Raw genomic sequence first — 26,659 nt, forward strand, 5'->3', positions numbered from 1 at the left:
GTGGGAGGATGGGTGCTTAACGTATTTTAACAAAAAATTGGCGACCGTAGCGATCGCACCCACAACTGATCAAACCAAAATCCGGTTATAGCCTTGTAGCGGACAAAATAAGCCCCCAAAATGCCATATACAGCATTTTCTGAGGCTCAAGTTTTTGGATAAACCATCTAAGGTTGTTTTTCCAGTTCCGATTTCATCTTTTCTAGGGTCATGTGCATTTGTTGGAACATCTGGTCAGGGGTAATCCCAAACTGGCCTAGTTGAGTTTTTAACTGTTCCATAGTCATCTGGGCCATGAAATCCTCAGACAGTTCAAACCGCTTCATAAAGATACGGTAACGATCCATCATCGATTCCATATTCTCAATAAACAGTTTTTTGCCCTCTCGGTCAAATTTCCCATAATCGCTTCCCAGTTGGATTAAAGACTGATAGTCCTCAAATAACTGTTTGGCTTCTTGCTGTACAATCTCAGATTCAAAGAAACTCATAATTGGTTAAATCTTTTATACAACAGGCGATCGCGATTCCTTAACCCAGGAATTGCTCCTATATTTTGTCTACGATTGTAACACCGAAATCTCGGCTACTGTACCCCCCAAGGGTCGCAATTGCCGTACCACTTCGGGCTATAATCCTTATAGACAAATTTTCTCTTAGATCGGCCCTAATCGTTCCCAAGGCCAAAAACGCCAAGCCGCCCTACCAATAATGTTCTGTTGGGGTAAAAATCCCCAGATGTGGGAATCATTGCTATCGTTGCGGTTATCTCCCATGACAAAATACTGTTGGTCAGGTACCAAATTCGGTCCCCAATCATACTCAGGAGGTTCCGCGATATACTCTTCTGCGATCGGATCATTATCTAAATAAACCTTACCGCCGCGAATTTCCACCAGTTGACCTGGTTCACCAATAATACGCTTGATAAATGCTTGGTCTTTGGTGTAGCCTTGAACCCTTAACTGTCCAGGTGGCGTAAAAACAATAATATCCCCAAACTTGGGAGGACTGAATCTATATAAAACCTTTTCTACCACTAAGCGATCGCCAATTTCCAAAGTCGGGAACATTGAATCCGAGGGAATATAACGGGGTTCAGCCACAAAAATGCGGATTAGTAACGATAGACTCAAAGCCACCGCCAGAATCACCAAATTTTCCCGAAATTTCCCCCCTTTAGCGGTTGGAGCCGGGTCTTTGGGCTTGGTTTCCCCTTGTGGTTCCTGTTTTTGTTCCTGGGATCTCATTTTGGTTGATTCAATCCTCTGATTCAGACAACTTAGGCGATTTGTGATGGTGAAAACGAATCCCTAGGAAAATATCATACATAAAACTCCAGAAGTCCTTGCCATTAAGCAATCCCAAGGTTTGGGGAGAGCCTTTGGCATCTAACAGAGGTTTAGTCGCTTCGTAGGCAGGTTTATATTTATACCAGGGAATTGACGGCCACAGATGGTGGATCAAGTGGTAGTTTTGTCCCAAAATCAAAATATTGAGGAGCGCACTAGGATAAACCCTGGCATTTTTCCAGCGATTGCGTTCTTGAAAAGGACGATGGGGCAAATAATCAAAGAATAAGCCCAAAGCCAATCCTACCACTAAAGCCGGAGTAAACCAGAAGTTGAGAATATAGCCCAAAAAATCATAGTGAACCCCTAGGGCGACAATTACCACGACCACCATACGGCTTAAAAACCACTCCAGTAACTCATACTTGCGCCACAGTCGCCGCCGGAAGAAGAAAATCTCGTGATAAAAAAATCTGGCTGCAATTAACCACAACGGCCCCCCTGTGGAAACAAAATGATCAGGATCATTGTCTGGGTCATTAACATGGGCATGATGTTGGATATGGACCCGGGTAAAAACTGGAAAGGCAAAACCCAACATTAAAGCACTACCATGTCCCAGAATTGCATTCAGGGTGCGATCGCGGTGTGCAGAATTATGGGATGCGTCATGAATGACTGTCCCTGCTAGATGTAGGGCTAGTACATTACACAAAAAACAGAACCAATTAGGCCAGTGCCAGCACCAGTAACCTAGAGTAGAACTAATGACGATCGCAATAGCCCCTAAGAACATAAGGAGGGTTATATTTAAACCCCCTTCCGGGACTAGGAAATCCTTGGGAACCGTCAGCAGCTTCTGGCCCTCCGACATTATCGTTTGCACTCCTTAGAAGTTTGACACCTGAGTATTTTACGCGAGTCCTGAGCAACTGTAAATATTTGTAAACAAAATGAGTTGCAACCTTGCCTAAGAAAATATCACTACTTTACCTGAAGGAGGAAAAAAATTCCATGTTTACACAATTCAAGTTTGGTTGGCGTAAATTTTCGCCCATTTTCGGGGTGATCAGCTTATCCTTAGCCATGCCTCTGGTGTTCAATCAGGGTGCGGCCACAGCTAGGCCCCTGTCCATAGGCGATCGCCATTTTAGTCCCTCCTGGTCCCAGATTACTGATCAACTCGGTCTTCCTAGGATTAATTTTCCCCAAAACCCACAACCAATCCCTACACAAACCTCTATTCCTCCCCAGCAAGAGGAGACAGTTCCCATTCCCCAGGTAGAAGTAGAAACAGAAACCGCCAATATTCCCCGGTTCCGCTGTGAAGTGGTCAACGGTCAATATACAGTTATGTATTATCCCGTCAGCCAACCAACTCAAGGCTTCCCCTGGGCGGTTCCTGGTGAAATGGGAGGTGGTTGGACTCCCCAACGTCGCTGTCAGGAAATTAGTAGCCGTCTGGAGTCCTATCGCCCTGATGGGTTGGTGGCTTTACAGACCGCTGTAGAAAATGGCTACAACACTGTTTGTGCTACTACGGAAGATATCCCTCAATGTCGGATTGTCCTGACGGTTCCGGCCGGAGAAAGTGCCGAAGTCGTGCGCGATCGCATTTTTCAGAATTTGTTAATTGCTGACAGCGGACAGAGTACCCAGGGCGTTTTGACTTTGGTCAATGAACGCTCAACCCTTGGTACACTGGAAGGCATCATTCCCAGGAGTTCGTCTAATCGTTCCCAAGGGATTCTGTTAAAACCTTTCCTAGACCCAGCAGACGGCGGCACTGGAAATCGCATGAATCGCCGTTTCTTCCGCTAATCTCCCCTTAAACCCCCAAATACGGGGGTTTTGTGGTGGGTCGGGGTGTGTCAACACCAAAAAACCGGAGCCAGGTCACGCGCCGTCTGTTGATAGGGGCGAGAAGATTGAGTATACTGGTCGGGCATTCATCCCCACCTGGCAAAAAGGATGGGTATTCTGCCCGACATTTTCGATAAAATTTTGGTGGTGGTAGAGCGATCGGCCACAGTATAATACTAGCGAATCCGATCTAAAGCCCGCATTCCTCCCCAACGCTCCACAATTTTGTCATCATAATCATCAGCAATTTCTAGCACCGCATTTACCGAAGATTCCAGTTCAATTTTGTCGCAGGTCGAACCCACAATGGTATGCTCGAACAGAACATCACCATTATCATCAATACCAAAGGCTCCAAAGCGCATATTGCTGTTTTCCCGCAACAGAAACCGCATCAGGTCTGGGGTAAGTTCTGTTCCCGTCACCACATAGGAACGAGTGTTAATAATTGCCTCATCTTTTCCCCACGGAAAAACAAACACCTCCACCAGTGCTGACCCCATAAACAGGGCCAGTCCCGGCACATCCTGTCTGGCACAAGGAAATTTACCGTAAAGTTCCCTCATCCAAGTAGTAATTTTCTCATAACAGGCTTCCTGTATTGCACTCTCGAATTTCATCGGCTTCCCCCTTTCAGTATATTGATCATAGTTTTACCAAACACTTGTGCCAGAATGTCCTCACTACAACTTTTTTAGTGTTAGTGGGTATTAATGGCAACCAACAAATCATATCCCGACAAGGCAACCATGATCTCTATCTGCCATGTGGCCACTTGGACTGCCACTCAGCCCAAATGCTTGTGGATTATGGAAAATCGGGGATTTCGGCAATCTGGTTGTGGTATATTAAACAGAATCGTGCGATGAAAAAGTTAAGGTTAAGGCTATGAGCGAAATTTTTACAGGCAGTCTTATTGAACCCGTGTTACTCCTCTTAGGTTCCGTAGGGTTTTTCTTTTTTGCCATTCAAGCCTATCGCCAACTAGAAAAATGACTCCACCGTAGTAGGTGGCCGGGTGAAATCCCTTCCTCAAACTCCTATACTTTGATCAATACTAAAGCAATACAATGGTTATAAATGCACAGGACGGAAAATCTTTAGATGTGTTTGGGGTAGGAAATGCCCTATTAGATATTCTGGCCTTTGTCGAAGATGATTTTCTGGAAACTCATCAACTGGGTCGCGGCGGTATGACTCTGATGGATGCTCACCAACAGGGTACTTTATTGCAAGAGTTGGAGAATAGCCCACTTAAATTAAGCTGTGGCGGTTCTGCTGCTAATACCATGATAGCGATCGCTCAAAGTGGTGGAACTGGTTATTTTGCTGCCAAAGTAGGTTCCGACACCAACGGCGAGTTTTACAGACAAGACATGACCGCCGCCGGAATTGAGTTTGGGGTTACATCAGCCACAGAAGAACAAGGACCCACAGGAACCTGTTTAGTCCTGACCACCCCAGACGCAGAACGCACCTTATGTACTAATTTAGGGGTATCTATTGCTCTGTCTCCAGCCGATATCGATTGGGAGGCATTGCGTCGGAGCAAATATGTTTATGTTGAAGGTTATCTCTGGGATGCTCCTGAACCCCGCCAAGCCTGTTTAGATATCCTCCAACAAGCTAAAACCCATAATGTTAAGGTGGCTCTCACCTTTTCTGACCTATTCCTGGTGGAACGACACGGCGAGGAACTGCGACAATTATCAGCAGAATATGCTGATGTGATTTTCTGTAATGCAGATGAAGTCAAGGGGTTTTGTCAAGAAACAGACCTAGAAGCCTGTGCGCGTCAAATGTCTTCCTTAGCGGATCTAATTTTCATTACTAATGGCGGTCAAGGCTGTTTAGTTGTCCAAAATAAAACTATCACCCCGGTTTCTGGTTTTCCGGTTAAGCCTATTGATACTGTAGGTGCGGGGGATGCTTTTGCTGGTGGCGTTCTCTATGGACTCACTAACGGATTAACTACTGAGAAAGCTGCTCTCTGGGGGAATTATCTAGGTTCTCAAATTGTACAAGTCCGGGGTCCTCGTTTATCAGAATCCTATCGGTCACAGCTAGAAAAAATCATCAGCCGCTAATTTGATCATCGATTATCGATAATTATCCTGTAGGGGCGGTTTCCTACTCTCTCCTTAACTCCGGACTACAGAAATAGGAATATCTATCTTGTTTGTACCCGGTCTAAACCGCCCCTAATTCTGATTAAGCTGTAACTTCCTCAGTTTCTCCTTCCCCGTCTTCAGCTTGTCCGCCACCACGATACAGAATTGAAGCCACTACTTGATCAGCCTCAGCAATAACTTCTACACCCTCTGGGAGTTGCAGTTCACTAATATGCAGCGCGTCACCAACTTCTAGTGAAGAAACTTCTACATCAATAGCTTCGGGAATATTCCCTGGCTTGCAGTTGACTTGCACTTCAGTAATTACTAGATCAAGCATTCCCCCACTATTTTTAACTCCCATGGGTTCGCCAATAAAGTTTAGGGGAATAGTGACTTCCACACTCTCGAGAGTTCCTACTGAGAAAAAACTCAGGTGATAAGGAAAGCCTTTCCATGGGTGGGTTTGTACTTCCCGCAACAGAGCCTTACCAGCCCAGGATAAATCGGGAATATTCAGTTGAATCAAGGTATGATTCACGGCTCCCTTTTTCATGAGATTTTCAGCGGTTTTGGCATCAATGGTCAGTTCTTCAGATTCAGCCCCTTTATGACCATAAAGAACGGCGGGAATTAGACCATCACGGCGTAAAGCTCTCGGTTTAGAACCTGATGGTCGCTTCTGACATTGTACAGTAATTTCCATGATTATTTCCTACTAACTAAACTGTGATGAATTTAGGGATATTTTAACCCAAAAATACCGAGCGATCGCCACCCCATAAAATTTGATCACTCGGGTTAAGATTGATGCTCTACGGGCTGACCTTTGGCATCTAATAAAGCTCTTTTCGGGCCGTGAATGGGGTCTTCGACAATAATGGTTTGATCGCGACTGGCTCCTAGAGAAACAATGGCGATCGGAACCTCCATTAATTCTGCTAAAAACTTGAGATAATCAAGAGCTTGTTTCGGTAAGTCTTCCAAATCGCGACATTCAGCCGTAGATTTTTTCCATCCCGGTAAGGTTTCATAAATCGGCTGACAGCGAGCAAACTTGCGACCATCGCTAGGGAAATCTTCGCAGCGTTCACCATCAAGATTATAGGCGACGCAAACTTTGATCTCTTCCAACTCATCCAAAACATCAAGTTTGGTAATAGCCAGACAGTCTAAGCCATTAATACGCACTGCATAGCGACCAATCACCCCATCAAACCAACCACACCGCCGTTGTCGTCCGGTGGTGGTTCCAAATTCCGCGCCGCGATCGCATAATACCTGACCAATGCCATCAACCATTTCCGTAGGAAAAGGTCCCTCTCCCACCCTGGTAGTATAGGCTTTCGCCACACCAATCACCCGATCAATCATGGTTGGTCCCACACCAGCGCCCACACAAGCGCCACCCGCCACCGGATTAGATGAGGTGACATAGGGATAAGTGCCATGATCTAGGTCTAGTAGGGTTCCCTGGGCTCCTTCAAATAAAATATTGTACCGTTTCCGCACGGCATTATCAATTTTCAAGGAGGCATCAACCACATGGGGACGCAGGCGTTCTGCATATCCCAGATATTCTGTGATCACTGCTTCCGGGTCTACCGGGGGCAGATCATAGAGTTTTTCGAGGAGGACGTTTTTATATTTAATTGTCCATTCGAGTTGCGATCGCAGACTTTCCGAGTCCATCAAATCAATGACTCGAATACCCGTGCGTTCTGATTTATCAGCATAGGTCGGACCAATACCTCGGCCCGTTGTCCCAATTTTACGAGTTCCTCGGCGTTCTTCCGATGCCTGATCAATCAAACGGTGATAAGGCATCGTCACATGAGCCGTTTGAGCGATCATCAGTTTGGCGGTAGAAATGCCAAGTTCTTCTAGTTGGTCTAGTTCTCCAATCAATATTTTGGGATCAATCACCGTCCCCGAACCGATAATGCACTCGGTATCAGGATACAAAATTCCCGATGGAATCAGATGCAGTTTAAAGGTCTGGCCGTTGACTACAACGGTATGACCCGCATTCACTCCTCCTTGGTAGCGAACCACAACATCAGCCGATTTGCTGAGGAGATCGGTAACTTTTCCTTTTCCTTCGTCGCCCCACTGGGCACCTATTACGATTACGTTAGCCAAGGGACTCTTACGCCAAGCTACGGTTTACACAAACTCCTATTATCTAATGTCCATTGGTGTCATGTCAAATACTTCGATCGCCAAATCTCCCCCAATAGCCTTAGAACCTGCTTCTCCTCGGCTTCACCAGAAATCTCACCACCCTAATTCGGCTCCCCGAGATCATGTAAAGTTTTGTAAAAAAATGTGTTTTTGTAAAATAAGCTACAGAAATTGTTGTATCTTAGTAAAAGAGGAGTATAAGTAATCAGCCCAAACTCTCTTTTTCCCATCAAATACCCGATTAGGGATTTTGATAAATTTAAAAAAAACCCTTTAAAGTTCGTCTGCTTCTCTTTTATTAATTAGACTGATTGCTTTTGACTTTTTATCAATCAACTTCTCAATCAACTCCGTAATTGTTGCCAGTCAGCGACATTTACTAATCCTCAATGATTAGGGGGGATTTTTTTTATCTAAAAAATCCGGAATTCCGTTGATTTAAAATTACAAATCAGGATAGCATTACCATGATTAATACTCTAAATGAAGCCAATATAAACTTATTACAAAAAGTGCAGCAACTTACTGGAATGAGCCAATTTGAGGCAGAAGTTGCGATCGACAAAATCACCAAATCAACCCCCTCTGGCTTCATGAACATCAAAAACCTTGAGCGAGAAGGCAAAACTACCCCCGACATTCAACTGGTTAATAATTTTGTGAACCGTATGCCTCCCTACCAAGGCACTATTTATCGTGGTATCCCTTTTAGTAAATTAGAAAAACTGCAATCTTTTCTGACACTTATTCAACGCAATGGCGGATATACTATTGACTATATGACCAGCTTTACCTCCGATGAGTTAGTAGCGGAAGATTATGCTTATTCTACCTATCCAGTAATCATCAGGATTAAAAATAATATTTCTGGCATTTCAATTAAAGAGTTTTTAATTTACAGCGAAAATGAAATCATAATTCCCAAAGGAACCCAATATCGCTTAACTCATTTACCGAAAGTAATTGAACCAGAAGAAATTTTATATATTGACATGGAAGAAATTTAAAATCATGCTCTAGGGGTGGTTTCTGGCAAATGTTCCCCCACCCGTAGAGACGAAGGAATCACCCGATCATATCACCCGCCCTTATTGCTTATAAATCTGGTCAATTAACCAAATTGAGGCAACAATACCGACAAAGTGGGCTAGAATGGTGTGATTGCTGGCGAGAACGACAATCAGATCTAGGGGTTGGATAAAGTCGCGAACAGTACCGGTTCCGAATACTAACTGGGAAGTAGGTTGAGAGAGGGCTTTAGCAAATAATATCCCACCGATCGCCTCTGCCGCAATGAGGGTGAGAGTCATTCCCACCAAATTACTAATTAGGGTAATGCGAATTTGCTTAATAGTGTCAGCGCGGGAAGGTCGCTGCGGTCTACCCTCTCGTAAGCGTTTAGATAGGCGAGTATAAGCATAGGCTTGATAGGTACTGAACCCCAACACCAACAAGCCAGCCACGGCAAAAAAGAAACCGCCGCTAGTCACGGCGGCTGTACTCCCGCCGCCGCCGGTAGTTTGGGCGGCTACAGCCGCAAAAAATAGGATAATGGCAGAAATTACAGCTAGGACAAGCTGCGCCCAAAAACAGATCCATCCCGCCCTACGGAGGGCAACAGCAACTCGCTGGGCGGACGCAGGTAAAGCTGGGCGTTCAGATGGATTAGACATTGTTTGAGGCTATATTTTGACTTGACCAATGGTAGATAATCAGTTCGGTGTGCTACATTTAACCTGTTCAAACCTGTACAAAAATTATGAAAGCTTTACACAGATTGAAAAAGTATCGCATTGTCTTGGAAGACAACGGCAGTAGCCTGCAAAGCACGAAGCATAATGTTTCGTGCGCCTACCCAATCACGGGGTGCTGTATAGCCGCAATTAGGACATTTAAAAACCTTACTTCCCCCTAGTTTCTCATGGATTTTACCACAATGGGGGCAGGTTTTAGATGTATAACTTTCGTTACAACGAACCACTAAAACACCTTTTCTTTCTGCCTGTTGCATCAGATGTTTAGCAAATCTGTAGTGACTCCAAGTTAACAAGTTTCTCACTGACTTAGAGTTGAGCTTTCTACGAGATTTTAAAACCATTTGACTAGAATTAAAAGTAGGAAGAAAGATAAGTTTATAGTGATTAACCAAGAAATGAGCGACTTTCTTATGTAAATCATCCACTAGGTTACGAATCCGCTCCCGCATTCGATGAGAAGCTTTACGCATTTGATCTCGTTTTCGTTTAATTTTACATTGGCTAATCCGGCTCATTAAAACGTCTAAATGGTAGCAAAGGCGATTGATTTTGCCAATATCATTAGTGGCAAAATCAGTAATGGATTCACCATCATAACCCACCAAAAAGGAGCGCACACCAGGGTCTAAAGCCATAACTCGCTTTTGCTCTGTTGTTTCCCGCTCTTGATACTCTGGAAAACAACCATACCATTTACCCCTTGCGTATTTTAGTTGTGTTCCATAAAGGCAATTCTTAGGTATAGCTTGAGGTGAAGTAAAGGTTAAACCTTTAGTTAAACGGGGATACCAAGCCCCATTTTTAAAGTTATTCACCTTGAATTTAATGATTTGAGATGGTGCCCTACAGGACTTGAATTTGACTTGACCACCGGCTGCATTAGCTTGTTTAAAAGCATCGAAAGCATCGGCTACTGCTTCCTGTAATTGATGTCCTGGTAAAGATTTCACCCATTCCGGTTTGTCACTATCTCTGACTAACTTTTGGCAGTCAAAACAGCTCCCTTTATAGCCATGTTTAAAAGTGGCAATGGTATAGTTATAAATCCACCGATAAGCAGCTAACCAACGTTTCCAAACAGCGTGTAATTCTTGACCAGGATACAATCTCACCTTCCTCAATCTGTTCGGAGTCATCTTGCTTGTCTGATGACGGGGTTTCTTTTTGAAGTTCTTTACGGGCTGGTTTTTCGTACTTTCGTAGTCCGTAAATCCGAGCAGAGAAACAGTGGAGGATGGACAAGATATCGCTAACGAGTTCTTGTTCTGGAGAGAGACTCTTTTTCCTGAGAACCACGAATTAACATCCACTTTCTGCACATAACCATTCAATGAGTGGAAATCCGAAACGGACAAGCCTATCGGCGTGAGCGATGACAAGTGTGCCGATATTTCCTTCGTATATTCGTTCCAATATAGCGAGGAATTTTCGCCGTTTAAAATTGAGTCCACTGCCAACTTCTGTAAGAATTTATGCTGTTGGGTATGCCCTGCGTAGAAATTCAGCCTGTCTAATGAGGTCATCCTTTTGGGAATGGGTGCTGACTCTTGTATAACAGACAATGGGCTTTTGTTTCTCGGCTTCTTCGATGATGTATCTGCGTTGGTTGCCAACGGTACGAACGGCTTTAATTGCGCCGAGTTTTTCCCATCTTCGCCAGGTGGCAACGCTGGGTGTAACATATTTTGGCACTTTAACTCCGGTTATTGTGGTGGTTGCTATTGTAACAGGTTTTTGGTTTGTGTGTAGGTTTGAGGAAGTTTTTTGTTACTAGCAAGCACGTCAGACCTGCTGGAAACCACCAACACCTATTTACAAACTGCCGTCGCCCCTGTGGCGGCTGAAATAGATCGCCAACCAGAAGCATTAAAGCCGGCTTGGCGGGGGTTAGGGAAACTAGGAGTTCTGACTTTACGGGTCGGACCCGCCCCAGTAACAGCAGAAACCTTCGCCCTATTCACGGAACAAATAGCCCGCTATTCTGGGGCTTTAGCATTTTTGCAGACCCAACATCAAAGCGCGGCGGGGATGCTATCCCTAAGTGATAATTCTACCCTCCGAGAGCAATATTTACCTGAGATGAAATACGGAACCGTTGGGGTAGGAATTGGTTTTTCTCATTTGAGACATTCTGGAAAGCGAATGGTGACAGCATTAGAGGTTGAGGGAGGGTTTCAGCTTAACGGAACAGTTCCCTGGGTGACAGGATCTGGCATTTTTGATCAGTTTATCCTGGCGGCGAGTTTACCAGATGGGCGGGCGGTGTTTGGGATGGTTCCTTTTCGGGATACTCAGGGAACTCAGGGGGAAATTAGCCTGGGTGTACATAGGTCTCTTTGTGCTATGACTGCGACTAATACGGTTACTGTGAGGCTGACTGATTGGTTTTTATCAGCTAACCTGGTGGTGTCTATCCTGTCAGGGTTACTAACTCGATACCCCTACCCTAACTGCGATTACCGGGATTTACTTAACCCGATAGTCGCACCGTTACACTTAATATGCACTCCATTCAGTCTTAGCACACGGGACGATTAGCGCATATCCCCTAGCAACAAAACTTAATTATTGACGGGTTAATCAATAAGCACAACTTAATTAATCTGTCAAATAGCCACATCACTCCCCCCAACCGGACACGCGATAGGGTAGTTCCTTTGTGATACCCGTCAATGGCAAGCCTATCGGTTCCTAACGTCACCATTGACTGCTATCACGTCAGTCACTTCCCTCAAGATGTCTGTTCCGGTTGGGGGGAGGATTGTTTCTCAAAATCAAGACGATAGCCGTAGTAGATAATCCCTCAATCTATCTTTGTACATTGATAGTTAGGTTATTTTTCGCGGACTAGACCTATAGGTAAACCTATGTGCGATCGCTGTAGTGATTGTCTATGGGGTCAAGCCATGATTGTTACTGGGGAGATTCTTGGGAGTGCGATCGCAAAACCTGAATCATCTCCTACCGGAACTAACCCGATACCCCTAAACAAATTTACCGCTGGAGGAGACTATCGAGATGTGAACCGATACCCACATAATCCTCAGCAAGTCTCCATTCTATGTTGGCAATCATATCGGGCGGAAACCGATACCAACATAATCACCTTACCCAAAAACCTTAGCCGCCTATTGGGGGTAATTTAGTTATGGGTATTATGTGGACATGATAGGGTGAGCATTCATATAAATCAGTGGTAGTCTACTGTGGTAGTCTACCATTGAACATAAATGAACATAAAAATCATTTAGGGTGAACAGTGGTAGTCTACTGTGGTAGTCTACCATTGAACATAAATGAACATAAAAATCATTTAGGGTGAACAGTGGTAGTCTACTGTGGTAGTCTACCATTGAACATAAATGAACATAAAAATCATTTAGGGTGAACAGTGGTAGTCTACTGTGGTAGTCTACCATTGAACATAAATGAACATAAAAATCATTTAGGGTGAACAGTGGTAGTCTACTGTGGTAGTCTACCATTGAACATAAATGAACATAAAAATCATTTAGGGTGAACAGTGGTAGTCTACTGTGGTAGTCTACCATTGAACATAAATGAACATAAAAATCATTTAGGGTGAACAGTGGTAGTCTACTGTGGTAGTCTACCATTGAAAAATACATAGACACCCCCTACAGTCAGAAACTATAGGGGGTCATTTTAGGATATTGGGTTATGGGTTAGGTGGGTCACTAGGGCTTACGCCAATCATCAGCATTGGGGGTATCTTTGCGGCTAGGGTTCTGATGATTGTTACTTGATTTACAGATGATTTTGTCAAAAGAGCCTTTAATAAAATCAAGTAAAATACGCAACACCTCGCTGTTATAGTCAAGTTTTGACTCAATAATCTTATCTTCCCTAAGTATCGCATAAGTCGAAAATATAATTATAGTTATCAATAAAGCTAATTCAGCAATTATTATATTCATTGTGTTAATATCCAAAAATAAAGAGTGAACCATTTTATCCGTTCTAACGGGTCAAATACCGCATAAAAACTGCTATATGGGGGTGATGAGAAAGGTGAAGAATGGAGTGTCGGGAAAAAAAGAAGGGAAGCTAGAGAGAAATTACCAGAAGAATACGATGGTAATATAAACACTATTTGGAATCAAGATAGTTCCGAAGAATTCTGGGATGAATTTAGCGATAGTTGCAAAGAATCTATCATCTTAGTTGCTCAAGGTTTAGATGAGTATATTGCACTGCAAAGAATAGAGGAAAATAGACAGCAACAATTAGTTAACGCTGTGGTAGAAAATGGTGGTGAGAGATTCAGAATCGTATCATCTTTAAGGAATTTGCAGGAAAATATTGCAACCACATTAGCCCAAACTGAAATACTAGGAAATAGAGATATAGGTCAATTTATGGGGTCAGGTGATTTCCAAGAAATTAGCACATCAGCTAATCTTAAAATACAATTAACCTTGGTTTTATACAACTACAAAAAACCGCCATATTGGACTAAAGATAGGCGGTCAAAACTACAAAAAATTCAAATAGAATTACCATCAGTTGATAGGAGTAAAATCACTTGGGATAGACTGCAAAAGATATTTACCCAACCCAGTAAATCAGCATTTACTAAAGGCAATATTAAAGTTACTTGCACCATGAGCAATGGCAGAAAATTCTCATTTTTTGTTAATGAATCAAGTAAAAATGAAGCTGAGGCTTTGTGTAAAGAATTGGTTGATTTAACTAACGCTAAGATAGTTTATCCTATTACATTTGAGGAAAGAAAAGGCTTTGGCGGTAGGGAAAATGCAAAAAGAATCAAAGAGAGTAGAATGTATATCAGTGAGGTTAAAATACTTAACTGGGAGTTAATCGATAAATTTGAACAAGCGAAAATTGATTTAGGTGAAAATAGTGCATTAGCAATGTATCAGGACCCCAGAAAAACAAAAGCCAAAATACCCCTACACTTTGAGAAAAAACCGACTTGGGTTGACGATGCTATAAAGAAAGCCACTAGAACGTCATTAGAACTGAAAACAGGAAACAAACCCCCAACGTCAACCTAATTATCTGATGATTGTTGGTAACTGATATTGACCGGAATGGAAACCATTACCTACATACTTAGACTTACTCGGTAGAATGGTTTTAAGTCACCTACCGGGAGAGCCACTACTATCGGGAACTATTGGGGAACGATACTGCGATCGCCATGGCGATTATCTATGTTGTGGGCGTAATGTTGGTACTGGTAACGTGCTGTTGTATTTAAGATAAAAGAAGCTACATATATGTAGCATTTCACTCATTAAACACAAGCCACCCAATCAGTGAATATACTGCTATAGTCTAAATATTGATTTGAGTAAGAATAAAACTATGGCTGCACCCAAAACACTAAACGCTACCACAATGGAAAATCAACTACTTGAACTTGTTGAGCAAACTCAGCGTATGCAATCTATCGCAGCAAACAATCCCAATGGCGCAACCGTTATTACGAGTTACACTCGCAATATGGCTACCGGTCTTGTTAGCGTCTCCATGTCAATCCCTAGCGATGATCTTTTAGACCCTACAGACGGTTCTATTGACGTGGTAGCGACTGAGTTATTTGTTGATTAATAGATATTGGGTAGGTGTTAATATCATCACTCTACCTACCCTAGTTTAGATAATTTAGAAAAAAGGAAGCTAATATTATGCCTTTAAATGAAGCATATGCCGCCGCAGTCAAAGGATGGAAAGGCGGTCTTGCTACAGCGAAATCACCCCACTTAGGACCTAAGCTAGTAGTTGAAGTACCAGTTGATAAAACGTCAAAAATAGGTGTTCCATTCCCTTTGTTATTGCTGTATGTGCTAGGCGGTAGTGCCGACACATTAAAAGATGAACCTGAAGTTGTTAAAAATTTAACCATCTGGAAACCGCCGGGAGCTGCCACAACACCGAGCGCTAATAGGCGTACACCCCTAAAAAGCGCTAGGGTAGTAGCCTATCGTCGTAGTGAATATAACCACTATTTCATTAAAGCCCCGTTAGACCCAGGTCATTGGTTAAAATATACGCCCAAAACCAAACCAAAAACGTTGCGTTATATCAGTGTTAAAGCTCCCCCTATAGTAGGGATCAACTCAATGCTGTATGTCTTAGCTCACTATTTCACTAAACAGCCAGCAGCACTTAAAACCCACAATAGTATGTTTGTCATACCAGACAAAGAAACATTCACTTTAGATAACCTAGGTGAATTAACCGCTGGCAAGAGTGAAGCTGCAAGTCAAGAAACAGGCGAAATTCCGGCAAGCGCGCCAGCGGGCAATCCCGGGGCTAAACAGAGCACGAAAAGCTAAATCGCCAAAAAGTAAAAAAAGTAAACTAACCACTATTTTTTTAGATAGTGGTTTTTTGTTTGAGTTGTCTGTGGCGATAATTTAAATATTGCACAATTATCGTATAAAGTCAATAATTGTTTTATCGTTTTTGCTTATATATTTATTACTTATTCATAAGTATTGATTAATTCTAAAGCAATAATCATAAATAACAAAAAACATAAATAACAGTGATTTCAAACTCAACAACCCAATCGTATTTTTAAAAATTGATTTTGTCAATGAGTTTGAAATCACTGGCAAGATGCCTAAAAACAAAGATACATCACTAGACCAAAATACTGCCATTTATCAAGTTGATGCAAAAAATCAACTCTCACCTACTGAATACCTAATAATACTAAAAAGGTTCAGTAAATTTATCGGGTTTTTTGAGCAGGTAATACCATTTTTGCCATATCCCAAAACATCGCCTATCTGCACACTAAAAGAAAAGTTGCTGCTAGCTAAAACTACAGAAACAGCAAAACCTGAACTAGAGTTAACCTACTCAGAAATTGTTGTACTAAAAAATAGCATAAAAGCTATTTTGACCTTACTCAAGACTTGTGGTGTCAAAACACCGCGTAAGGCATCCGGTGCTATTGCTGATGACATCGTAGCCCTAGAAAATCATTTCTTCTACTTGTCTGATGGTGATAATGAGACGGTTATCAGTGAACCTGATGCTGTTGACCCGTTCTCAGATTGGCTTCACACTAACGCCTAATCAACTAACAAAAAAGGCTACCCGCGATAGGTAGCCTATACGCCAAACATTGAGGACTGTTACCATGATATCAAAGCACTGGAAAGAAGTGCAGCTAAATCTTAGGAATATCAAGATTGACCCGTTGATGTATATAGGGACATCCTTTGTTTCAAAGATTCCTAGTCGCACAGACAATAAAGGATTTTCCTATTCACTGACTGCAGTCACGTTTGATAAAGAATTTCTGGCTTATTACATGGGGGAAATAATCAAAAAATTAATCCCATTACACCCAGACAAAATTGAGGAAATTCTCACTGAAGCACTCGAATATTATCGAGCGGAATGGAATATTTATCAAGCCGAATCTGGCGGCGACAGAGAGCCCGACAATGAAACTTATTTCGGAGATGTGAATGATGATGAATAAGTATCACGCTAAGGGTCAATACTACGACGGATATTACTTTGGATCAACACTAGAAGCCAAAGTGTATCATTTGCTTAAAAAATATGACGATAGGCTGTTAGTTCACCCGCAATTAACTTTAGTTAATGGCGAAAAACCTTGGCGACCAATTACTTGGAAACCTGACTTTTATAGTCCAGTGTTCAATCAATACGTCGAAGTAAAGGGAGCGCTAACAACCGAGTTCAAGTTCAAGATGCAGTTACTTAATTATCTCAATCCCGGAATGATTGATGATATCTGGTTTGTTACATGCAATCGGTCTTATCGCTGGCAAGGTATCTACTTAATGAACATTGATGAATTCCAGCGATATTTAAAAGCACAAGAGTTTGAGTTAACGGGAGAGTGTCAACCATGAGAAATCTACACTATAAAGGCATATTTAGCCTTGATGGTGAGTTGATACAAACTCACTACAACCCACACGAATTCGATAAAACCACAATCATTGTAGCTTATCAAATTCTCACACATATTGAGGAACATCGTCTCCCCGAGGTTAAGAATATTGCCTATCAGGTTATGGGTAGTTACAGACCCCGTGGTGACCGCCAAGGTTACGCAAAAATCAAACTTGTCAAACGAGCCCAAATAAATGAGGTAAATAAACAATCAAAATTAAAAGTTGAATTGTCTGGCAACCCGTTGTTTTGGTATGGGTGTCGTGAAATTGCCGCAAAAGTTGAGTTCAACGCTAGGGCTAAATTATCTAACTCTAGCGCGGCAAAACCAGAGACAACCCAAATGGATTTCGTAGACTTTGTAAACCAACAATTAATTGAGGAAGAATAGTCATGAGTATCGGTTATTACGGCAAAAAAGATGGTGACAAATTCGCATTCTGTAGCGCAGTTAAACCGGGAGAATCCGGTACATATTTGGAGGTTACGAGCGCCATGTTTGTTGTCAAACCTCCTCACCTATGGCTTATCGGTTATGGGCTGTCTGGTGAGTTTCAAAACTTCAATGATAGGGCTTGGAAGTTTGAGGAACAGTTGATAGCAGTACGCTTCTGTATTGCTGAATATTCTAGCGAATATCAAGATAAAAAACGGGAATACAAGCCTACTCCAGTAGAATTGGCGTTACTGCATTTAGTCGAGAGTGACGCTATGCTGACCAACGGAAAAATGATGTTTACAGGAAGTGTAAATCTGGGACCATCATCTGTTCGGGTAGCGGAACGTTTACTTGAGGTAAATAGTGAGAATTCTAGTGATTTTGAATCAGCTAAAAATAAACATGATTTAGCGCAATTTATCCTGGAATACAAAACGGGATTAGATACCTTTGAATCTACCGTTGCGGGTTACACTGTACAGGAAGCTATTGATTTTGTTGATTCAAAAACTAACAAAAAAAATGGTAGCTTTGGTGGTAAAGCTAAGTACAAAACCTGGGAAGAACGAGTTGAGGGGACAGCAAAAATTCTTGATTGTGAACCTGACTTTGACAGCCTCTACAGCAAGGTTAAAAAATTAGACCCTAACGTTTTAATGGCGTTACTTGAGCTGATGAAACTCAGTTAATCACAACAAAAATCCCCCCAATATTGGGGGGATAACTACCATACAGCAAGCCAACATACTAGGAGATTACTACCATGTCCGATGACAATTATTTAGATTATAGACTAATACGCGACTCATTGGCAGACGAACTAGAAGAAATAATCGTTGATGGTGTATTGGGTGAGCAAATAGAGTCAATATGTAGAGCCTGTGCTATTCTACCCTACCCGGATATTCAGTTCCCAATTATTACTAGCTTTATTTGCTCACCCGTAACGCTAATGTCAACCGCAGGCTGTTTATTCCTTTGGGGTTCTAGTGGCACGGGAAAAAGCCAGATAGCTACTATTGCAGCTTCACTATATAACACCGATACAGTGTTGGCTAACAGTACATTTGCGTCACTGAGAAACAAAATCCAACAGGAAAGATATTATGACCCGTTACGGAGTGAGTTTGAACGTAATTTCTTATTAGTCTGGGAAGATATCACACCCAACCTATTGATTGAAAACGAAAATATGTTATCTCTATTTAAAGTCTTAAATAGGAAAAATAGCCGAATAACAATTAGTAGTCAAACGCCTGGTCAAAACATGATTTTTAATGCATTTGCATTAAAGGTTATAAATTCAATACATCCAATCTGGACATTCTGGGAACTAAATGAGTTAAAACGCCGTATATTTCCTATATGGTTTAAAAAACGGCAATCAATGACAAGTGAGGAATATAAAGGAAACGGTTTTGAGTTAGCGGAACTCTCTGATATTGAAGACATAAGCCTTAGTAAAATATCATCTCGCTTAGAAATGTTCTGGAGAGATATAAATAATTGTACTAATTACGCCAAAACTAAACGGATGATGCAAAAAAGGAAACAAGACATAATTAATTACAGGCTATCCATTGATGTAATCGCTACGCATTCAATGATATACAAAACATCGATAGATAGTTCAATTAAAGTATTTAATCGATATTGGGAGTTAGCGGAAGATAAAATATTTACAGTATCTAGCGGTACAGAACAATTCTTAGATAGCTTTATTACTCAAAGTATCGAGAATAAAACTAAACAAAATGAGCAAGCGATAAAAGCAGGCTGTCCCGAATTAATCGAACCGGTAACAGATATTGACCCCAAGACACTAAAAATAGCCATAGAAACCGCTAAAAATGATGGTTACTTAGACTCACGGGTTACCGTAAATGAATTAACAAATCTAATGAAAAATAGGGGATATAGCATGATTAATGTTAACGGTAAAAATGTATGGAAACAAATAACTTGATTTCCAGTTAGTTTATTAATTTAGGAGAACAAAAATGATGCAAGATATCACAAATCAGATGTTTGTAAAGTTTAAGACTATGGTAGATAGTTTAGTTTACAATAGCAACAAGGAGGAAGGTTTGGCAACATTAAAATCAATTTTAGATGATTGTGAAACAGAATTAGCTGCCACAGAACTCAAAAGGCAATTACTGATTAAACAGCTAAATTACACACAACATCTAATAGATAAAGTTCAGTAAATACCCGTCCGCAATGACGATAAACTACGGTAAAAAACAGCAACCAACTTTAGGAGTACAATCAATGAATATTGAGCCAAGGATGACAGATTCAAGGTTACTGCGATTTTTGACTACACTGATTGCTAACCATAAATCACAATTGGAGTTAACCCTTAACTATATTAACGGGTTGATGGTAGCGTTTGACGCTGGTCTAATTTCTGAGGATAAGCTGAACAGTTCATTGAAAGAAATCAACAAAACTACCCTAACTCAGTCCAAAGCATTTTGCAGTACACTACAGAATCACTGTATTGACGTTAAAACCTTAAACAATCCAAACGAACGTATCAACGATTAACAGGAGTTTTAGTCATGAATGAAGAACAGGCAAAAATGGCGGTTATTGCGGAATTGGCGCGTGATATTTATATCCAGTTAATGTCGCGAGATATTCCCTACAGCAACCAAGATACCAGAATCAAGTTAGCTGAGGTTGCACACAATGCTGCTATTGACTTTATGACGGTACATCAACAATGGGTATCATCTCATGAAGCGATTATTCAACCGGTGCCATTTATGCCCGATTTCACTGGCAATGGATACAGTAGCGACATTTTTATGGGAGGCGAATTCAATGCCTAGGTTATTGCCCGTAATTACCCTACATACTGGAAATTTCAGTAATTATCTACAGGGTCCTAATGGAATTTGCATTGAATTAGAAACTGTAGAATGGTTTGAATACCTGAGAAAAAACAAATCATTTTCGGTCGATTTGAATGGCAAGCGATTTACAGCATGCAAAAAAACATCAATCAATGGCTTTGCATACTGGAATCTAAAAGGTTGGGATGGCACGGTTAACCATCACATCTATATCGGAAAATCTGACCAAGTGACAACCGAAAAAATCCAGCAAGCCGCTATGGCTATGTTTTATCGGTGCAATCCCGGTAGCAAGGCAAACCCTAGTAGCCTACCTAGCGCCTAACCCATAATCCAATATCCTAAAATGACGCCCTATGGTTTCTGACTGTAGGGGTGTCTGCATATTTTCCCGTCTCAGGCGTGAGTTCTCAGGCGTGAGTGAAGATTATATGAATGCCTACCCTATCATGTCCACATAATACCCATAACTAAATTACCTACAATAGACGGCTAAGGTTTTTGGGTAAGGTGATTATGTTGGTATCGGTTTCCGCCCGATATGATTGCCAACATAGAATGGAGACTTGCTGAGGATTATGTGGGTATCGGTTCACATCTCGATAGTCTCCTCCAGCGGTAAATTTGTTTAGGGGTATCGGGTTAGTTCCGGTAGGAGATGATTCAGGTTTTGCGATCGCACTCCCAAGAATCTCCCCAGTAACAATCATGGCTTGACCCCATAGACAATCACTACAGCGATCGCACATAGGTTTACCTATAGGTCTAGTCCGCGAAAAATAACCTAACTATCAATGTACAAAGATAGATTGAGGGATTATCTACTACGGCTATCGTCTTGATTTTGAGAAACAATCCTCCCCCCAACCGGAACAGACATCTTGAGGGAAGTGACTGACGTGATAGCAGTCAATGGTGACGTTAGGAACCGATAGGCTTGCCATTGACGGGTATCACAAAGGAACTACCCTATCGCGTGTCCGGTTGGGGGGAGTGATGTGGCTATTTGACAGATTAATTAAGTTGTGCTTATTGATTAACCCGTCAATAATTAAGTTTTGTTGCTAGGGGATATGCGCTAATCGTCCCGTGTGCTAAGACTGAATGGAGTGCATATTAAGTGTAACGGTGCGACTATCGGGTTAAGTAAATCCCGGTAATCGCAGTTAGGGTAGGGGTATCGAGTTAGTAACCCTGACAGGATAGACACCGGTTAGAATGGCTGTAACCCCTATTCTATCGTCACTCTAATGCACTCAATGGCGATCGCACATTTAGGAGTTAGTGTAAAATGAAACCCCCTAAGTATTTAGCCTAGGGGGTGTTGTATTGTGGGTTTATCAGGAAATTAATCGTCAAGCTGATAGATTAACCTAAGACCTGCTTTCATTTCTGGGGATTCTGGGTCAATACCGTGATTGAGTAATGTTTGCTTTGCCATTTCTAGCGGTAATGGCTGTTTGTGATGTCGTGTCAGGATACCTAACTCTGTGGCAAGGTTGCGGCGTTTTTTGTACTTGCTGTCATTGACTGCCACACTGTGACCAAACGAACGTGCTCTGATTTCCTGTGGAATCCCGTTCATCTCTCCCAGTTGATTCCCTAGGTGTCGGAAAGCATAGGCTTGGGTGATTTCCCAATTGTGATTTTTAAGCCATAACCTGTGGTTATTGTTAAAACTATTAGGGTCTTTAGATGTTGTGATAGGTAAGCAGACGCTATGAATCCCTAGACGGTTAATCAAAGCCTTGTCTTTTGACATTGGTATTGCTAACCTTTGACCTGTTTTGGTGCTACTACCAAAGTAAGTAAACTCACCAACAACTAGCACTAACTCAAGGTTGTTAGGGTCAGATATGGCTGGGAAAGTGATGCCGTCAACCGTGATATCCTTGGTTAAGTTTTGCCCCGCTGCAATCTCTGATGGTCTCAATCCATATAAAGCGCACATTGCTGATACCCAACACCAACCATCGCGAGCATTATTGTCTGTAACTGTACGATAATCAGTAGCGCGCTCTTTGTCTAGTAAGTTTAGCAGGGTGTCCAAATCTACACTTTGAAACTTCATAAACACCGTCTGGGTTGGGTCAATCTTTTCTAATTTCTCCAGTGCTTTTTTACAGCTAGCGCGTTCTGCTACTTGTTTTAGCCGGTAGTATCTATCCTTAAAGGTTTTGCTACCTACCGGACTATCACCATTCTTTAACGGGCTATATAGCGCTTCTTTTATTCCCTCCCAGCTAACGTAAGCGTCCCAATCTGTGACTTTGTTAAACACATCCAAAAAGCAGCAATTAAACGAACTTTGGTCACTAGCTATACTACGGGAACGTTTCCGTTTAGTATTCTTGTGTACCCCGTTAAAGTAATCATCTTCCATCTCTTTGAACACTTGGCGGTAAGTGATTAAGTCATTTTCTAGGGGGGTTTTGTTTTCATCAAGGATAGTAGCCTTGTACCAGTCCAGCCATTCAGACACTGACTGAAATTGTCCATCAAGGGATTTATGAACTAACCAGGCTTTGTCAACAGCCTTACGGATACCCTCAGAAGTGAACTGACAATTACATCCCCGTTGCTTACGTTCCCCAGTTTCTGGGTCAGTGGTAATATCTAGCTGAATCGTCCCCCGGTTACGCTTAATCCTCACACCTTTGGGACATTGTTTGCGGGATAGGTTGAAAAATTCAAGAATATCCTCAAAGCCTTGATATGTACCACTATGTGCACTGTTTGTACTTACACTCATTTTACACTAACTCCTAAATGTGCGATCGCCATTGAGTGCATTAGAGTGACGATAGAATAGGGGTTACAGCCATTCTAACCGGTGTCTATACAGCCTGTGGGGTGGATACACGAGAATGATCTAAAGAAGGTATTACAGCCAAGTTTTTTCGCTCTGGGATGCGCTAGGGCGGGTTTAGACATTGTTGAGAGGGTTTTTGAGCAAAAACAATTTGCTTTTATTGAGTCGGCGCTGGAGTCCCTCACAGAAGAGTTGGGAGGCTGTCGGGGGGAAATATTGGCAGCAATTACCGACGGGAATTATAGCTTTTCTGAACAGGTACAGTTACGAGGAAAGGCGATCGCTTTAGCGGTAAAATGCGCCCATGCTGCGGTGACAGTATCCAGCGGCGCGGCTAATTTAATTGATCATCCCGCCTCGCGGGTTTATCGGGAAGCCCTATTATTTACCGTTTCCGGTCAAACTCAAGCACTAATGCAAGCTACATTAGAGAATTTCCAGAATTGTTAATTCTCCATTATTTGGCTTCCATCCAATTTGTCCCGGCGTGAATATCTACCACCAACGGAACTGATAAAAATAGACAATTTTCCATGGTGGATTTAATTTGATGTTGGAGTTCCTCCCATTCTGATAAGGGAACCTCAAAGACCAGTTCATCGTGAACTTGTAATAATAGTCTGGCTTGGTAGTTTTTGAGAATTTCAGCCAGTTTAATCATCGCTATTTTAATAATATCAGCACTTGAACCCTGAATAGGTGCATTAGCGGCGGCGCGCAACATTTGTTCATCTTGGTAGTTAAGGCGATCGCGATCGCGTCCTTTTAAACTTTCAAAATAGCGCCGCCTCCCTAAAATAGTTTCCACATAACCCTGATTAATAGCCGCCAACTTTTGCGATTCCAAATACTCAAACACTCCCGGATATTGAGAGTTAAACCTATCAATAAACTGTTTGCCAGCCGTAGCACTTACCCCCACTTCCCGCGCAAATCTTTGGGAACCCATACCATAAATAACCCCAAAATTTATAATCTTTCCTAAGCGCCTTTCTTCGGGGGTAATTTCATCCCTATCAAACAGTAACTTAGCTGTCAAACTATGCACATCTTGATTAGTATTATAAGCCTCTATTAACGTCTTTTCCTGGCTTAAATGCGCTAAAATCCGTAACTCAATTTGAGAATAATCCGCCGACACTAACAGCCAGCCAGACTCAGGAATAAATGCTTTTCTAATTTGGCGAGAAAACTCGGTGCGGATAGGTATATTCTGTAAATTCGGGTGGGAAGAAGACAGACGACCTGTTGATGTAATCGCCTGATTAAAGTCTGTATGAATGCGACCCGTATCACTTCGCACCAACTCGGGTAAAGCATCCACATAGGTAGATTTTAATTTGGATAACGTCCGATATTCCAGGATATAATTAATCACGGGATGGTCATGTTTTAACTTTTCTAAAACCGTCGCATCTGTAGAATATCCGGTTTTAGTCTTCCGGCTTTTTTTACGGTCTAATTGTAGCCGATCAAATAACAACTCACTCAATTGTTTGGGCGACCCTAAGTTAAACACTTCTCCGGCGGCTTGATGAGATGCTTTTTCGAGACTTTCCAAGGTCTCACCTAACTGCTTTGATAGTTGATTAAGGTAGTCTGTATCAATCCTAATCCCCTGAAACTCCATCCCGGCTAAAATCGGTTCTAGGGGTTGTTCTACCTGTCTCAATAAATGATTTAATGGTGGTACATCTTTGAGGATATCCTGCATTTTTTGGGTGATTTGAAAGGTGGTAAAAACATCTAAGCCGCAGTAATTGGCGACGGTGTTAATATCTAAATCTGCAATAGTTTTGCCTTTGGGGACTAACTGACTATAACTCTGGGCGACTATTCCTAAATCCGGTAAATATCTTAATGATAAATCTGTCAAATTGTGGGATGATTCAGGATTGATTACATAACTGGCTAACATCGTGTCAAAAACTACCCCTTTTAAGGTAATTCCTTGACTCCGTAAGATTAAGCGATCGAATTTGGCATTTTGCAAGGTTTTCGGGTAGTTTTCCGACTCTAAAATCGGACGCAAAGCCGGCAAAACTTCCTCTATATTTAACATTTCCCCCTGGGTATGATTTAGGGGAATATAAGCCAGGTCGGATAATTCCGAACCCCAACAACAGCCAATTCCTACTAAGTTCGCATCCCTCGGTTCTAAGGATGTAGTTTCTGTATCCCAGGCGACTGGTTTATCCGGGTTAGTATGGGTTTTTAGGCGATTAACTAATAGGGCTAAGGCTTCGGGAGTTTGGATGATTTGAGGATGAATAGAATTGGCGATCGCTTTAGTTTCTAAGGCGGTATCCTCAGCACTAAAAAACCATAAATCCTCATCATCATTATTCTCGGAAATATCTAACTCTGTGGGATGGCTTACTTCAGAATTGCTTGGGTTAATCTCTACATCAACTAATCCCTTAAATTGGGATTGAAGCTGATTTATTTGATTAATAAATACTTGAAACTCTAAATGCTGTAGTAAAGGGATAATTTCCTGGCTATCAAACCCCTGTAGTTGGCAATCTTCCCAATTAATATCTAGGGGGACATCACAGATAATCCTCGCCATGTTTTGAGAATGATAAGCCAATTCTTGACCCTGTTTAAGTTTATTGGCGATCGCCCCTTTGATTTGATTTACTGATTCATAAATACTATCTAAAGAACCATATTCCGCCAATAATTTAACCGCCGTTTTTTCCCCAATCCCTCGGACACCCGGAATACAATCAGACTGATCGCCACACAGTGCTTTATAATCAACCACCTGTTCTGGTTTAATACTTAATTTTTCATAAACCTGGGGGGCGGCAAATTCCTGGGGACTGCTACCCTTCCCATAGCTTAAATGTAAAACCGTAATCTGTTTTTGCTCATCAATTAGTTGAAATAAATCTTGATCACCAGATAAAATTTTGACCTGATATCCGGCGGCGCTTCCCCGATTTGCCAAAGTTCCCAAAACATCATCAGCCTCGTAGCCAGCCACCGAAAAAATCGGTATACGGAAGGCTTCTAATAATTGTTGGAGGTTATTGATATCCTCAATAAAATCTGCCGGGGTTTCCGCGCGATCCGCCTTATAGTTAGCATCAGCTTCATGGCGAAAAGTGGGTTCAGCCCGGTCAAAAGCGATCGCCACTAATTCCGGTTTATAGATGTCGATAACTTCCAGTAGAGATTTAAGAAAGCCAAAACAGACACTGGTAGGAATTCCTGTAGAAGTTCGCAGTCCCCCGCTGCGACTTTTCCCGAAAGCATAGTAAGCGCGAAAAGCCAAGGAATGGCCGTCAATGAGGATTAAAACCGGAGAGTTAGAAGACACGGGCAAGCCTTTGTGTAACAATATTTTGGTAGATATTTATAATACCAGGGGCGGGTTAATCAAAAAAAACACGGGTC

Annotated in this window: 32 protein-coding genes and 1 pseudogene; 20 read left to right on the top strand and 13 right to left on the bottom strand. The window is 41.9% G+C overall.

The features are described 5' to 3' along the window. Positions 1-167: 167 nt before the first annotated feature. From NLZ44_RS23450 to crtR, 3 genes are all read right to left on the bottom strand, one after another. Complete coding sequence (locus NLZ44_RS23450) at positions 168-491, bottom strand: DUF1825 family protein (RefSeq protein WP_006618001.1); 324 nt, start codon at positions 489-491, stop codon at positions 168-170. 165 nt (positions 492-656) lie between these two features. Then, positions 657-1,250, bottom strand: coding sequence for a signal peptidase I (gene lepB, locus NLZ44_RS23455; protein ID WP_008051867.1), 594 nt, complete (start codon positions 1,248-1,250; stop codon positions 657-659). Positions 1,251-1,260: 10 nt separating this feature from the next. Then, positions 1,261-2,166 carry a beta-carotene hydroxylase gene (gene crtR / locus NLZ44_RS23460; RefSeq protein ID WP_493751336.1) on the bottom strand — a complete coding sequence of 302 codons (906 nt, stop codon included), beginning with the start codon at positions 2,164-2,166 and terminating at the stop codon, positions 1,261-1,263. A gap of 140 nt (positions 2,167-2,306) precedes the next feature. On the opposite strand from crtR, the gene NLZ44_RS23465 reads away from it, so the two are divergent. Beyond that, positions 2,307-3,113, top strand: a complete 807-nt coding sequence (locus NLZ44_RS23465; RefSeq protein ID WP_493751337.1) for a COP23 domain-containing protein — start codon at positions 2,307-2,309, stop codon at positions 3,111-3,113. Between the two features lie 218 nt (positions 3,114-3,331). Here NLZ44_RS23465 and NLZ44_RS23470 read toward each other — a convergent pair whose 3' ends face one another. Continuing rightward, entirely contained in the window at positions 3,332-3,775 is a 444-nt protein-coding gene (locus NLZ44_RS23470) for a T3SS (YopN, CesT) and YbjN peptide-binding chaperone 1 (RefSeq protein WP_006622096.1), read from the bottom strand. A gap of 450 nt (positions 3,776-4,225) precedes the next feature. Here NLZ44_RS23470 and NLZ44_RS23475 point away from each other — a divergent pair, with 450 nt between their 5' ends. Continuing rightward, a complete protein-coding gene (locus tag NLZ44_RS23475; RefSeq protein WP_315664080.1) occupies positions 4,226-5,242 on the top strand; it encodes an adenosine kinase in 1,017 nt (338 codons plus the stop codon). A gap of 124 nt (positions 5,243-5,366) precedes the next feature. On the opposite strand, the gene NLZ44_RS23480 is transcribed toward NLZ44_RS23475, so the two are convergent. Both NLZ44_RS23480 and NLZ44_RS23485 read right to left on the bottom strand, forming a co-directional pair. Next, positions 5,367-5,972, bottom strand: coding sequence for a 50S ribosomal protein L25/general stress protein Ctc (locus tag NLZ44_RS23480; RefSeq protein ID WP_493751338.1), 606 nt, complete (start codon positions 5,970-5,972; stop codon positions 5,367-5,369). Between the two features lie 95 nt (positions 5,973-6,067). Continuing rightward, positions 6,068-7,408: an adenylosuccinate synthase gene (locus NLZ44_RS23485; protein ID WP_008051860.1), complete on the bottom strand. Its 1,341-nt coding sequence runs from the start codon at positions 7,406-7,408 to the stop codon at positions 6,068-6,070. 509 nt (positions 7,409-7,917) lie between these two features. On the opposite strand from NLZ44_RS23485, the gene NLZ44_RS23490 reads away from it, so the two are divergent. After that, a complete protein-coding gene (locus tag NLZ44_RS23490) occupies positions 7,918-8,457 on the top strand; it encodes a hypothetical protein (protein WP_493751339.1) in 540 nt (179 codons plus the stop codon). Between the two features lie 81 nt (positions 8,458-8,538). Here the strand turns inward: NLZ44_RS23490 and NLZ44_RS23495 are convergent, their stop codons facing one another. The 3 genes and pseudogenes from NLZ44_RS23495 to NLZ44_RS23505 all read right to left on the bottom strand — a co-directional run. Beyond that, the gene (locus NLZ44_RS23495) at positions 8,539-9,123 is read right to left on the bottom strand and encodes a DUF3611 family protein (protein WP_493751340.1); all 585 of its coding nucleotides are present in this window, start codon (positions 9,121-9,123) and stop codon (positions 8,539-8,541) included. 95 nt (positions 9,124-9,218) lie between these two features. Beyond that, positions 9,219-10,343 carry an RNA-guided endonuclease InsQ/TnpB family protein gene (locus tag NLZ44_RS23500; RefSeq protein WP_493751341.1) on the bottom strand — a complete coding sequence of 375 codons (1,125 nt, stop codon included), beginning with the start codon at positions 10,341-10,343 and terminating at the stop codon, positions 9,219-9,221. A 7-nt stretch (positions 10,344-10,350) separates the two neighbouring features. Then, positions 10,351-10,899, bottom strand: a pseudogene (locus tag NLZ44_RS23505) (IS607 family transposase); the annotation flags it as partial. 72 nt (positions 10,900-10,971) lie between these two features. Here NLZ44_RS23505 and NLZ44_RS23510 point away from each other — a divergent pair. Together NLZ44_RS23510 and NLZ44_RS23515 are read left to right on the top strand one after the other, a co-directional pair. Then, complete coding sequence (locus NLZ44_RS23510; protein WP_493751342.1) at positions 10,972-11,745, top strand: acyl-CoA dehydrogenase family protein; 774 nt, start codon at positions 10,972-10,974, stop codon at positions 11,743-11,745. 329 nt (positions 11,746-12,074) lie between these two features. Beyond that, complete coding sequence (locus NLZ44_RS23515) at positions 12,075-12,353, top strand: hypothetical protein (RefSeq protein ID WP_493751343.1); 279 nt, start codon at positions 12,075-12,077, stop codon at positions 12,351-12,353. 552 nt (positions 12,354-12,905) lie between these two features. Here NLZ44_RS23515 and NLZ44_RS23520 read toward each other — a convergent pair. Beyond that, a complete protein-coding gene (locus tag NLZ44_RS23520) occupies positions 12,906-13,145 on the bottom strand; it encodes a hypothetical protein (protein WP_493751344.1) in 240 nt (79 codons plus the stop codon). 321 nt (positions 13,146-13,466) lie between these two features. On the opposite strand from NLZ44_RS23520, the gene NLZ44_RS23525 reads away from it, so the two are divergent. The 14 genes from NLZ44_RS23525 (at position 13,467) to NLZ44_RS23590 (ending at position 20,767) form a co-directional block, all read left to right on the top strand. Continuing rightward, entirely contained in the window at positions 13,467-14,246 is a 780-nt protein-coding gene (locus NLZ44_RS23525) for a hypothetical protein (protein ID WP_493751345.1), read from the top strand. 76 nt (positions 14,247-14,322) lie between these two features. Further along, a complete protein-coding gene (locus NLZ44_RS23530; protein ID WP_493751121.1) occupies positions 14,323-14,457 on the top strand; it encodes a hypothetical protein in 135 nt (44 codons plus the stop codon). A 102-nt stretch (positions 14,458-14,559) separates the two neighbouring features. Next, complete coding sequence (locus NLZ44_RS23535) at positions 14,560-14,805, top strand: hypothetical protein (RefSeq protein ID WP_493751346.1); 246 nt, start codon at positions 14,560-14,562, stop codon at positions 14,803-14,805. 77 nt (positions 14,806-14,882) lie between these two features. Next, complete coding sequence (locus NLZ44_RS23540; protein WP_493751347.1) at positions 14,883-15,533, top strand: hypothetical protein; 651 nt, start codon at positions 14,883-14,885, stop codon at positions 15,531-15,533. Positions 15,534-15,819: 286 nt separating this feature from the next. Then, a complete protein-coding gene (locus NLZ44_RS23545) occupies positions 15,820-16,284 on the top strand; it encodes a hypothetical protein (protein ID WP_493751348.1) in 465 nt (154 codons plus the stop codon). Between the two features lie 64 nt (positions 16,285-16,348). Next, positions 16,349-16,696 (top strand): hypothetical protein, encoded by a 348-nt coding sequence (locus tag NLZ44_RS23550; protein WP_493751349.1) that lies wholly within the window; start codon positions 16,349-16,351, stop codon positions 16,694-16,696. Further along, positions 16,683-17,096 carry a DUF1064 domain-containing protein gene (locus NLZ44_RS23555; RefSeq protein WP_493751350.1) on the top strand — a complete coding sequence of 138 codons (414 nt, stop codon included), beginning with the start codon at positions 16,683-16,685 and terminating at the stop codon, positions 17,094-17,096. The genes NLZ44_RS23550 and NLZ44_RS23555 overlap by 14 nt, the downstream gene beginning before the upstream one ends. Continuing rightward, positions 17,093-17,530, top strand: coding sequence for a hypothetical protein (locus tag NLZ44_RS23560; RefSeq protein WP_493751351.1), 438 nt, complete (start codon positions 17,093-17,095; stop codon positions 17,528-17,530). The genes NLZ44_RS23555 and NLZ44_RS23560 overlap by 4 nt, the downstream gene beginning before the upstream one ends. A 2-nt stretch (positions 17,531-17,532) precedes the next feature. Beyond that, positions 17,533-18,267, top strand: coding sequence for a hypothetical protein (locus tag NLZ44_RS23565; protein ID WP_493751352.1), 735 nt, complete (start codon positions 17,533-17,535; stop codon positions 18,265-18,267). Positions 18,268-18,341: 74 nt separating this feature from the next. Beyond that, entirely contained in the window at positions 18,342-19,544 is a 1,203-nt protein-coding gene (locus NLZ44_RS23570) for a hypothetical protein (RefSeq protein ID WP_493751353.1), read from the top strand. 34 nt (positions 19,545-19,578) lie between these two features. Continuing rightward, a complete protein-coding gene (locus NLZ44_RS23575; RefSeq protein WP_493751354.1) occupies positions 19,579-19,788 on the top strand; it encodes a hypothetical protein in 210 nt (69 codons plus the stop codon). A 13-nt stretch (positions 19,789-19,801) separates the two neighbouring features. Continuing rightward, on the top strand, positions 19,802-20,131 hold the full coding sequence (locus tag NLZ44_RS23580) for a hypothetical protein (protein WP_493751355.1): 330 nt from the start codon (positions 19,802-19,804) through the stop codon (positions 20,129-20,131). Between the two features lie 14 nt (positions 20,132-20,145). After that, entirely contained in the window at positions 20,146-20,418 is a 273-nt protein-coding gene (locus tag NLZ44_RS23585; protein ID WP_493751356.1) for a hypothetical protein, read from the top strand. Further along, a complete protein-coding gene (locus NLZ44_RS23590; RefSeq protein ID WP_493751357.1) occupies positions 20,411-20,767 on the top strand; it encodes a hypothetical protein in 357 nt (118 codons plus the stop codon). The genes NLZ44_RS23585 and NLZ44_RS23590 overlap by 8 nt, the downstream gene beginning before the upstream one ends. Before the next feature lie 154 nt (positions 20,768-20,921). Here the strand turns inward: NLZ44_RS23590 and NLZ44_RS23595 are convergent, their stop codons facing one another. Further along, positions 20,922-21,191 (bottom strand): hypothetical protein, encoded by a 270-nt coding sequence (locus NLZ44_RS23595; RefSeq protein ID WP_493751358.1) that lies wholly within the window; start codon positions 21,189-21,191, stop codon positions 20,922-20,924. A gap of 599 nt (positions 21,192-21,790) precedes the next feature. Then, positions 21,791-23,194, bottom strand: coding sequence for a site-specific integrase (locus NLZ44_RS23600; RefSeq protein ID WP_493751359.1), 1,404 nt, complete (start codon positions 23,192-23,194; stop codon positions 21,791-21,793). A gap of 81 nt (positions 23,195-23,275) precedes the next feature. Here NLZ44_RS23600 and NLZ44_RS23605 point away from each other — a divergent pair, with 81 nt between their 5' ends. Further along, complete coding sequence (locus NLZ44_RS23605) at positions 23,276-23,704, top strand: hypothetical protein (RefSeq protein ID WP_493751360.1); 429 nt, start codon at positions 23,276-23,278, stop codon at positions 23,702-23,704. 7 nt (positions 23,705-23,711) lie between these two features. Here NLZ44_RS23605 and polA read toward each other — a convergent pair whose 3' ends face one another. Continuing rightward, entirely contained in the window at positions 23,712-26,582 is a 2,871-nt protein-coding gene (gene polA, locus NLZ44_RS23610) for a DNA polymerase I (protein ID WP_493751361.1), read from the bottom strand. Positions 26,583-26,659: the final 77 nt, after the last annotated feature.

This window comes from Arthrospira sp. PCC 9901 (assembly GCF_059013425.1).